The organism is Acinetobacter sp. P8-3-8 (genome assembly GCF_000214135.1).
Lineage (GTDB): Bacteria > Pseudomonadota > Gammaproteobacteria > Pseudomonadales > Moraxellaceae > Acinetobacter.
The window spans coordinates 1-10,605 of record NZ_AFIE01000076.1; the positions used below are offsets into that span (position 1 = coordinate 1).

Below are 10,605 nucleotides of genomic sequence, written 5' to 3' on the forward strand. Positions count from 1 at the left end.
TTTTAAACACATAAATAAAAAAACCCCCATCATCCTGATGGGGTTTCTTCGTATTGGTTAGTTAGATTTGACTCCTGTCTAATCTCACGTTCCTGATGCTCAGACCGATTATTGTTGTTTTTTGTCTGGGAAACTTCCTGTTCCCTATGACTATAGAATATGAAATTTTGAGATTATGGAATAGATGATATTAACAGTAATTCATGTAAGCTATTTCTTACATAGCTCAAAAATGTATTGATATTAAAAAAGTAGATCAATTGATCTGCTTTAACTACTGCAATGAAGAGTAATTTTCAAGTTCAAAAATTAAAAGTGAGCGTTTAGACCAACATATGGACCTTTAAACTCAAATTTCATATCACGATTATCTAAATCATCAAGCTCGATATTTAAGATGCGATAACCAGCTTTGAGACCCAGATCTACAGCAATTGATTGAATAAAATCATATTGAAGTTCAGCTTGAGCATCTGTAATTTTAACATCATTCACATTGGTATACGTTGCTTCAGCTTTAGCACTTAAACCTGTAAATGGCAGTTTTGCGCCAGCTTCAGCATAGATAATTGGTGCATATTCATCTACATCAACGCTTTGAGCAAATTGTTTAACGGTACCATTCAACTTTGTTGCACCAACACCTACATCAGCTTTAACAACATTGTCTAAAATTTCGTAATAGAAAATTAAATCTGTGTGATCTAAATTAATTTCAGTTTTTGCTAGATCAATTGATGATTCAGTTTCAGTATCTAATTTTGTATATTTCAATTTTACATTTGGAATAATTGGAATTGGATGCTCAAAAGCAACAGATGCTTGTACTGTGCTATCACTATCAATGTCTTGATCTGATAAATGTTTTTCATCAATATTTGCTTTGCCATCGATATTCCAATAGCTCACATCGCCTTTTAAACCAATAAAATCGGCTTGCGCAAAAGAGCTTAGTCCAAGCGTTAGCGCGAATGCTGATAATTTAAATTTATTCATTTTCCATCTCCAAAAATGATCTTTTCATCTCATAATTTTGTTACGTAAATACATTTATTACTTTATTAACTGAGCGCATGATATAGGGGTTTGTATAATTTTGCATTATTAAAATCTTAAATAAGAGGGCAGTATGAAAGATACAATCGATCAACCAATTTTAGAGTTTCCATTATATGTAGCAAATAAACCTCTAAAAACAGGACAATGGATTGAAGTAAATGACAAGTTTTCTGGGAAACTCTACGCAAAAGTTGCATTAGCAGATGCTAAAGTGATTGAAAAGGCTATTAATTCGGCGGTTAAAGCTGAGCAGGATATGGCAGCCTTAAAACCATTTCAAAAACAAAAAATTCTTCTGCATTGCGTTAATCGATTTAAAGAAATGCGTGATGAGTTAGTACAGTTATTGGTGATAGAAGGTGGTAAACCTAAACTTGCATCAGCAGCAGAAGTTGAAAGGCTGATTAATACTTTTCAAATTGCAGCAGATGCAGTTTCAACAATTGATGATGGTCGTTTGATTCCTCTTGCTGTGACGCCTGCTGCATCTGCATATCGAGGAATGGTGCAACATGTTCCAATTGGTGCAGTATCTCTAGTAAGTCCATTTAATTTTCCATTGAATTTAACGGCACATAAAATTGCGCCTGCAATTGCTGCAGGCTGTCCATTTGTATTGAAACCAGCAAGCTTGACGCCTATTTCTGCGCTTAAAATTGCTGAAGTTTTAGCAGAAACAGATTTGCCAAAAGGTGCATTTTCGATTTTGCCGTGCCCTCGTGAGCATGCAGATGTACTTGTTACGGACGATCGTTTTAAATTATTAAGTTTTACGGGTTCTGACCAAGTCGGCTGGGATATGAAAGCTCGTGCAGGTCGTAAAAAGGTGACTTTGGAATTGGGTGGCAATGCTGCGGTCATGATTGAGCCTGATACAGAAATTACTGATGCTTTGGTAGATCGTTTAATTAGTGGTGCGTACAGCCATGCAGGACAAGTGTGTATCAGTGTGCAACGTATTTTGGTTCATGCAAATATTTATTCTGAATTAAAGAAAAAGTTGATTAGTAAATTAAAGAATGTTCAAGCAGCAGATCCAAGTTTAGAAACTACGATTGTTGGGCCGATGATTAAAGAATCAGAAGCAATACGTCTAAAAAAATGGGTCGATAAAGCGGAGAAGAAGGGTGCAAAAATTCTCTGTGGTGGTTCTTTAAAAGGTGTTTTATTTGAGCCGACGTTACTTGAGAATGTTGATGAATCTCTTGAAATTTATCAAAATGAAGCCTTTGGCCCTATAGCGATTTTAGAGAAGTATAAAGATTTTGAAAAAGCGGTTGATATCATTAACAAAAGTCGTTTTGGTTTACAGGCGGGTGTGTATACGCAAAATCTAAATAAAATGTTGTATGCGTGGGATCATTTACATGTCGGTGGTGTGATTATTAATGATATTCCAACTTTCCGTGTCGATAATATGCCTTATGGTGGGGTAAAAGACTCTGGATTGGGGCGAGAAGGTGTTCAATTTGCGATTCGAGATATGCAAGAGGAAAGGTTGCTTGTGATTAAGCAATAAGTCATATTTAAAGGAGCTTCGGCTCCTTTTTTGTATTTAGTTTTACATTTGGATTTTTATAAGGTGTTTTTAAAATGATAATAAAATACGCATTACGTATATTTACCCTCTGCTTTTTTATGGGAATTGCTGTTCAGACATGGTCATTTCAAAATAATAAATTGGTGACGGATGCGCGTTCACAAATTTGGAAAACCTTATATTACGATCCAAGCTATACGCAATTAAAATACCCAATGGGTGATGTTCCGCTCGTTAAAGGTGTCTGTACCGATGTCATTATTCGAGCTTTGCGACATCAGAACATTGATTTGCAACAACGTATTCATGAGGACATGAAAGCGAATTTTAAAAAATATCCACAAAAATGGGGCTTAAAAGGGACTGACAAAAATATCGATCATCGTCGTGTTCCCAATATCATGACCTATTTTCAAAGACAGGGTTATCAAGTCAATGATCAAAAATATTTGGCAGGGGATATTGTCACTTGGGACTTAGGTAAAGGGCTGGTTCATATTGGTATCATTTCAGATAAAACGACGATGTTTTCGAATACACCTTTGGTGATTCACAATATTGGTTATGGGACACGTGAAAATGATATTTTATTTGAATATAAAATCATTGGGCATTATCGATTACCCAAGAACTTAAGCTAACCATAAGTTGTGTTAAAAGAACACTTAAATGGATTTAATGAATAAATTGAATAAAAAACTATCAAACCGAGATAAATTACATGAAAAAGTCTGGGAATTTGGTTGGAAATTACAGAAAAAAGTGAGGAAAACAGGTATTGTTGCATCATTAAACAGTACTTTTTAAGTGAATTCTTTAAGCAAGGAGGATCTGAATAGTCTGGTTTGTAATTAGAAGAAAATGCTCAAAAGGCATCATTCTTATTCAAACAACAAAATTTTATTATCGGTACTTCTTTTGCTTGCGATATCACAAAGAAAATAAGCAGCATTTGAGGGCATCTACAGATTAGGTGTTGTATGGCAAATTCTCGTGAAAACTGGACGTCACGATCAGGCTTCATTATCGCAGCAGTTGGTTCTGCTGTTGGTTTAGGTAATATTTGGCGGTTTCCTTATGTTGCTTATGAAAATGGTGGTGGCGCATTTCTTATCCCTTATTTACTTGCTTTAATTACAGCAGGTTTACCGCTTTTATTTTTAGATTATGCTGTTGGGCATAAAAGCACTAATTCACCACCTAAAGCATATCGGGCTTTATTTAAAGGTGGAGAAACATTGGGTTGGTGGCAAGTTTGTGTTTGTATCATTATTGGTTTGTACTATGCCAGCGTACTGACTTGGGCAGGAAGCTATGTTTACTTCTCTGTAGGTCAGATGTGGGGTTCAGATCCAGAAGGATTCTTCTTTAAAACCTATTTACAAACGACTCAATCAGCAACGTTTGACTTCCAGTTTGTCAGCCATTTATTTTGGCCGATTGTAGGTATTTGGGCGCTGACACTCATCATTTTGTATGGTGGTGTGAAAAAAGGTGTAGAGCTTTCGAATAAGATCTTTATGCCATTGCTGTTCGTTCTATTCACCATTCTCGTGATCCAATCATTACGCTTACCAGGTGCGGCTCAAGGTTTAAATGCCTTCTTCACACCAAACTGGGCAGCGATGATGGACTATAAAGTTTGGTTGGCTGCTTATGGTCATACCTTCTTTTCATTGTCTGTTGGCTTCGGAATCATGGTGACGTATGCATCTTATCTCAAACCAAAAACGGATTTGACAGGTTCAGGTTTGATTGTTGGTTTTGCCAATGCTTCAACTGAAATCTTAGCGGGTATTGGTATCTTTGCAGCACTTGGTTTCATGGCGCATTCAGCAGGAACCAATGTTCAAGATGTGGTGAGTGGTGGTATTGGTCTTGCGTTCATTGCATTCCCAAAAATCATTTCAAGCTTAGGTTCAGGTGCGAACTTATTCGGTATCCTATTCTTTACTTCACTTTTCGTTGCAGGGATCTCATCGATGGTGAGTATCTTGGAAGTACCGATTGCTGCAATGCAAGATAAGTTGAAATGGAGCCGCAAAAAAGCTGTGACCATTGTTGGTGGTGGTAGTGCTTTAGTTTCGATTATTCTTTTTTCAAGTGTAAATGCGATTAAACTGGTTGATATCGTCGATCACTTTATCAATAACATTGGTATTGTCGGTGGTGCTCTAGCTTCAATTATCGCGATTGCATGGTTTAAACGAGATGCATTGATTGCTTTACGTGATCATGTGAATCGTATTTCGACCATTCAATTGGGTAAAGGTTGGGCTTTCACATTAACCGTGATCACCGCTATGATTCTGTTGGTGACACTTGCTATGACTGTATATAACCTGATTTTAAAAGGTTATGACACATATGATTTCAGTATGCAGTTCATCTTCGGATGGGGTAGTGTGATTTTCTGTGGTGTAATCGCTGTGCTTCTATCGAAAATGAAAGATCGCGAGGAGAAATAAAATGAATACTTCAGCAATCATTATGATGGTTATTTCTATCGTATTTTTATGGGGTGGCTTAGCGTTGTCTATTCGCCATTTAATGCGTCACCCTGAAGAAGTAGATGACGTTTTAAAAGATGTGAAAGATCAGCATACCTTGTAAGTGTTAATAAAAAAGCAGGCTTAAAAGCCTGCTTTTTTTATGCAATTTTTTGGATTCGACAATAATAAAAACCATCACCACGATTCGGCTTAGGTAATAATTGACGACCATGGATTTGTTCAATCCCCCAAGATGCATCTATTTTGACTTCAGCTGCATCTGGATGTTCAGCAAAAAAACTCACCATTTGCTGTTCATTTTCAACTTTGAGAATAGAGCAGGTGATATAAAGCAAAGTCCCACCAACTTTCAATTGTTGCCACATCTGATTCAAAATCTGTTTTTGTAAATCTACAGTTTTTTGAATATCTGTTGATTGACGCAATAAACGAATATCAGGATGACGACGCATCACACCGATTGCAGAACAGGGTGCATCCAAGATGATGCAATCCACAGGCTCATTCGCAATCCATTGTGTAGCATCTGCTTCAACAATATCTACCTCAGCATGCGCATTCAGCTCAAGACGTTCTAAATTTTCAGCAACCCGTAATAAACGTTTTGCATCATGATCAAGCGCAATCAGTTTTTGAGGATTAAAACGTTCAAGAATATGCGCTGTTTTTCCGCCCGGTGCGGCACATGCATCGACGACGACTTGATCATCTAAATTGGGTAAAAGCATAGCACAGAGTTGCGCATGCTCATCTTGAACAGAAAAGCCACCCTCTTCAAAACCCGGTAAATGGGTAATATTTCCACTTTGTTCGAGGACGATGCCGACATCAGAAAATTCGCATTCATGCGCATCAATCTGTTCTTCATCCAAAATATCTAAATACTCATCACGACTCACTTGGCGTTCATTGACACGTAAAGTCAGTGGTGCAGCTTGTTTAAGATTTTGGCAAATGTCTTGAAGCTGTTCTGGCCAATCTTTTTTAAGGCGTTTGTACAACCAGCTTGGTAAACCATGTGAATCATTTAATGCGATTTGAAATTCTTCTGTTTCACGTGAAACACGACGTAGAATCGCATTCACCAAACCACTTAAAGGTTCAAAACCTAATTGTTTTGCTGCATTCACAGTTTCTGAAATTGCAGCATGCGCAGGAATACGTGTACATAAAATTTGATATAAACCTAAATATAAGCAACTTTCGAGTGCTTCATTGTCGAGTGGTTTAGTGAGCAAAGGCAGCGTAATCGCTTTTAAAGAATGCCACTGACGTAAACAGCCTAAAGTCAGCTCATGATACAAACCACGATCACGCTCAGAAACACTATTGATATGCTGATTTAAAACAGAGGTTAAGGATTGTCCATTTTGGACGGCCACGAGCGTTTTGACCACTTGTGCACGCAAATTCAAATTTTTTGCAGAAGATTGAATTTGGCTCATGCGAATTTATATCCTAAAGAGAGTTTTTGAGTTTGGTTAATTTGTACGGCATTTAAGGCTTTACCACCGGGCCATTGTAGGTTGGTGATACAGATTGCTTTTTGGTCGCCACACATGACATGAACACCTTGTTTATCAATTGCAATCACTTCACCTGCGACAGCAGTAGAAGAGCTTTGATCGGATAATGATGAATTCCATACACGCAGATTATTGCTTTCATCAATCGGAGTGAAAGCGACAGGCCACGGATTAAATGCACGAATATTACGATCAATATTGACAGCAGGCTGTGTCCAATCAATTTGCGCTTCGGCTTTAGACAGTTTTTGAGCATAAACCGTAAAAGCTTCATCTTGAACTTCACGGTTGTCTAAATATTCTTTAAGTTTTTCTTCTGAGACTAAAACAGTGCAAATGGCCTCGGCACCTTGTACTGCAAGTTTATCGTGCAAACTTGCTGAAGTATCTTCCGCAGTAATTGGACAGAATGTTTTAAATAACATATCACCAGTATCCAAACCTGCCGCCATTTTCATAATGGTTACACCAGTTTCAGCATCACCAGTCGCAATTGCACGTTGAATAGGCGCTGCACCACGCCAACGTGGAAGCAATGAACCGTGAATATTTAAACAAGCATATTTTGGCAAATCTAAAACAGCTTGAGGCAAAATTAAACCATAAGCCGCAACCACCATCACATCTGCATTTAAGTCGGCAAGTTCTTGTTGTGCTGCTAAACCTTCCTCAGTCGATGCTTTGAAATGTAAAGGCTGATAAACAGGTAGGTGATGTTCCAAAGCCAATTGCTTCACTGCGGATGCTGTTAGTTTCTGCCCACGCCCTGCTTTACGATCCGGTTGAGTATAAACAGCAACAATTTCGTGTTCAGTTTGAAGTAATGCAGCCAAAGCGGTTGCTGCAAACTCAGGCGTGCCAGCAAAAATAATTTTCAAAATAAGGACTCGTTTAATATCCGTTTGTGAACAATTATAACAAATCTTTGAAGTTTAAATGATGAAAAATAGCAAGGATTATTTAGTAAATTAACAATAAAAATAAAGTTAAAGTTAATAATGATTTTAATGTGAAATTTGTCACACAATTTATGATCTTTATTGACAAAATTTGTCACATGCGTGGTTTATGTTAAAGTTAATTTAATTAATTTTAATAAATGATGTAGAGTATATAATTAATTGATTTTATTAATTTTTTTAATGAAAAGTGTACTATTTTTTAGTTTTAATAAAAATGTAAACTAATTTGCTATTTATTGCATAAAAAAGTGAAATATATCTCAAAAAAAAGTTGAAAAAATTGTATATAGATTGTTAAATAGCAAAAAAATTGTATGTTTTGTATGCATTGCCTAGTTAAAGTGTAAATGCTGCAGCCAATCTCCTAAGAGGAACACCTAATGAATAAAATCTATAAAGTAATTTGGAATGCAACCTTAGGAACTTGGGTCGCAGTATCAGAGCTTGCAAAAGGTAAAACAAAATCGTCGAAAATTACAAGTATTGTCGGTGCTGCAACTGTTAGTTTGATGGTGACGTTTAGTCCAGAGGCGATGGCTGTCTATACTGCTGGTGGCGGTACGAGTACTTCTACTAGCGGTATTTCTATTGGTAATAATGTTGGTACGGTTGTCACTCAAGCAAACGCTATTGAGACTATTGCAGTAGGTGCGAATGCAATTGCAAATGGCGAGCAATCGACAGTTATTGGTAATGACATTACAACAAGTACTACGGCAGAGCAGGCAGTTGTTATTGGATCAAATTATAACGCTAATCGTACAACAACAACAGGTAAGGGTGGTGTTTCTATTGGTAGTGGTTTAACGAGTACTCTTAAAAGCCCAATGGCCAATGGTATAGGTTCTGTGGCTATAGGTTCAAGTGGGGATGCTACAGCAAATAGTAATAGTTTGGCTGGTGCAGTTGCTACTGGTAACCATGCTTTGGCTTTAATGGCGGGTGCAAATGCGAATGCATTGAATTCAATTGCGGTAGGCGTACAAGCAAATGCTCAGGCGAATAGTGCAACTGCAATTGGTAATGGTGCGACCGTTGTGGCGAATGCTACTGATGCTATTGCACTGGGTAGTCAAGCTCAGTCAACGAATACAGGCACGATAGCTATAGGTAAAGGTACTTATACGGGGGGTACTGGAGCAACAGCTGTAAATAATATTGCGATTGGTACTGGCGCACAAAATGGTAATACAAATGGTGGTGTGGCGGATGGTGGGCAGATTGCTATAGGTGCAGGAACACAAACTTTAACACTTTCACAGATCGCAATTGGTAATGGTGCAAAGGCTGGTGGTTCTATCTATGCGATAGCGCTTGGTGGTCTAGCGAATGCGAATGGTATTAGCTCTATATCAATGGGATGGCTTGCTACCACACAAGGAAATTTTGCTACTAGTATTGGTCCTTTTTCTCAGGCCATAGCTTCGAGTTCGACAGCACTTGGAAATAGTGCCTTTGCAAATGCAGCATATGCAACAGCCATAGGTGGCTCAAAAGATGTTAGTGGAGTATACACAAATTCCGTAACTGCGACTGCAGCAGGCGCAGTAGCATTGGGCGTGAATGCAACTCGTGGAGCTCAATCTTCTGGTGTTGATGCTGTTGCTATTGGTGCAGAGTCTACAGCAGCAAGTGCAAATGCAGTTGCTTTGGGTGCAAGAAGTAATGCATTGGCAGCCAGTGCAGTTGCAATCGGCGAAAATGCTATGATTGCAAGTTCAGGGGTTGGAGCAGTAGCAATAGGCCCAAAAACAAATGCTAATGCAACCAGTTCAGTTGCCATAGGTGATGGTGCAACAGTTGTTTCAACTGCAATAGGTGCAGTGGCATTAGGTACAACTTCGAATGCATCGGGTTCAAGAGCTCTTGCATTGGGTAATGCGGCGAAAGCATCAACGTTAGATTCTGTTGCTATTGGTTATAATGCAAATGCATCTACTGGGAATGGTGCTTTTGCTGTGGGTGCGAGTTCACAAGCAGTTGGGCTTAATGCTTTGGCAATAGGAACTTCCGCGAGAGCAACAGTGGCTAGAACAACTGCAGTAGGTAGTGATTCATATGCAAATGAATTATATGCAACAGCAGTGGGTAATGGTTCTTTTGCAAATGCACAATACGCAACAGCTATTGGTGGTACGGCTGACTGGTCTGGGACTTCTTATGCAAAAGCCGTAACAGCAAATGCTGTAGGTGCTGTTGCATTGGGTAGTAATGCAACCCGTGGAGCTCAGGCTTCTGCTACCGATGCTATTGCAATTGGTGCAGAGTCTACAGTTACTACTGCAGGCACAGGTGCGGTTGCTTTGGGTGCAAGGGCCAATGCATCTAACGCAAATAGCGTTGCGTTAGGTAGCGGTTCTACAACAGCTGCTTATGTTCAAACCAGTAGTGCAACAGTAAATGGTAAAACATATACCTATGCTGGTGCGCCTGCAAGTTCAAGTACAGTGAGCATTGGGACAGCGGGTAGCGAGCGTACATTAACTAATTTAGCTGCAGGTCGAGTAAGTGCGACGAGTACCGATGGTATTAATGGTAGTCAGTTTTTTCAAACAAATACTGAGCTAGGCAACCTTGCAGCAAATACAGCATCAGCTTTAGGTGGTGGAGCTGCAGCAGGTACTGCAGCAGGTGGTATCACAGCGCCAAGTTACACAATTACTAAGACAGATGGCACGACATACACGGCGGCGAATAACGTAGCAACTGCACTAGGTAACTTAAATACAGAAGTGACCAAGTCACTAGGCTTTGTAGGTGATAGTGGAACGAAAGCAACGCGTAAACTAGGCGAAGACCTAAATGTTAAAGGTGGAGCTACAGGTACACTCACCAATAATAATATTGGCGTTGTGGCGAATGGTAGTAACCAGCTTGATATCAAACTAGCAGAAGCAATCAATTTAGGAACTGCAGGTAGTGTAACGACAGGCGCAACAGTAATTAATAATACTGGCATCACGACACCACAAGCAGTGATTGGAACTGGGGCGAATACGACGACC

General features: G+C 38.9%; 8 protein-coding genes. 5 read left to right on the plus strand and 3 right to left on the minus strand.

Annotated elements, in window-relative coordinates; all coding sequences use genetic code 11:
- Positions 1-309: 309 nt before the first annotated feature.
- A complete protein-coding gene (locus GGG_RS0117460) occupies positions 310-996 on the minus strand; it encodes a TIGR04219 family outer membrane beta-barrel protein (protein WP_010117299.1) in 687 nt (228 codons plus the stop codon).
- Positions 997-1,129: 133 nt separating this feature from the next.
- On the opposite strand from GGG_RS0117460, the gene GGG_RS0117465 reads away from it, so the two are divergent.
- From GGG_RS0117465 to GGG_RS20755, 4 genes are all read left to right on the plus strand, one after another.
- Positions 1,130-2,578 carry an aldehyde dehydrogenase family protein gene (locus GGG_RS0117465; protein WP_010117301.1) on the plus strand — a complete coding sequence of 483 codons (1,449 nt, stop codon included), beginning with the start codon at positions 1,130-1,132 and terminating at the stop codon, positions 2,576-2,578.
- A 74-nt stretch (positions 2,579-2,652) separates the two neighbouring features.
- Complete coding sequence (locus tag GGG_RS0117470) at positions 2,653-3,240, plus strand: DUF1287 domain-containing protein (protein WP_029574678.1); 588 nt, start codon at positions 2,653-2,655, stop codon at positions 3,238-3,240.
- Between the two features lie 339 nt (positions 3,241-3,579).
- Positions 3,580-5,067 (plus strand): sodium-dependent transporter, encoded by a 1,488-nt coding sequence (locus GGG_RS0117480; RefSeq protein ID WP_010117304.1) that lies wholly within the window; start codon positions 3,580-3,582, stop codon positions 5,065-5,067.
- Between the two features lies 1 nt (position 5,068).
- Positions 5,069-5,212: a methionine/alanine import family NSS transporter small subunit gene (locus GGG_RS20755; RefSeq protein WP_010117306.1), complete on the plus strand. Its 144-nt coding sequence runs from the start codon at positions 5,069-5,071 to the stop codon at positions 5,210-5,212.
- 37 nt (positions 5,213-5,249) lie between these two features.
- Here the strand turns inward: GGG_RS20755 and rsmB are convergent, their stop codons facing one another.
- Together rsmB and fmt are read right to left on the minus strand one after the other, a co-directional pair.
- A complete protein-coding gene (rsmB, locus tag GGG_RS0117490) occupies positions 5,250-6,557 on the minus strand; it encodes a 16S rRNA (cytosine(967)-C(5))-methyltransferase RsmB (protein ID WP_010117308.1) in 1,308 nt (435 codons plus the stop codon).
- Positions 6,554-7,516 (minus strand): methionyl-tRNA formyltransferase, encoded by a 963-nt coding sequence (fmt, locus tag GGG_RS0117495; protein WP_010117311.1) that lies wholly within the window; start codon positions 7,514-7,516, stop codon positions 6,554-6,556. Before fmt ends, rsmB begins: the two co-directional genes overlap by 4 nt.
- A gap of 464 nt (positions 7,517-7,980) precedes the next feature.
- On the opposite strand from fmt, the gene GGG_RS0117500 reads away from it, so the two are divergent.
- The coding region (locus GGG_RS0117500; RefSeq protein ID WP_010117313.1) for an ESPR-type extended signal peptide-containing protein at positions 7,981-10,605 on the plus strand (2,625 nt) is incomplete at its 3' end.

Bases quoted from the DNA above. Each gene is read 5' to 3' on its own strand.
- GGG_RS0117460 (WP_010117299.1), bottom strand. From the start codon at position 996: ATGAATAAATTTAAATTATCAGCATTCGCGCTAACGCTTGGACTAAGC.
- GGG_RS0117465 (WP_010117301.1), top strand. From the start codon at position 1,130: ATGAAAGATACAATCGATCAACCAATTTTAGAGTTTCCATTATATGTA.
- GGG_RS0117470 (WP_029574678.1), top strand. From the start codon at position 2,653: ATGATAATAAAATACGCATTACGTATATTTACCCTCTGCTTTTTTATG.
- GGG_RS0117480 (WP_010117304.1), top strand. From the start codon at position 3,580: ATGGCAAATTCTCGTGAAAACTGGACGTCACGATCAGGCTTCATTATC.
- GGG_RS20755 (WP_010117306.1), top strand. From the start codon at position 5,069: ATGAATACTTCAGCAATCATTATGATGGTTATTTCTATCGTATTTTTA.
- rsmB (WP_010117308.1), bottom strand. From the start codon at position 6,557: ATGAGCCAAATTCAATCTTCTGCAAAAAATTTGAATTTGCGTGCACAA.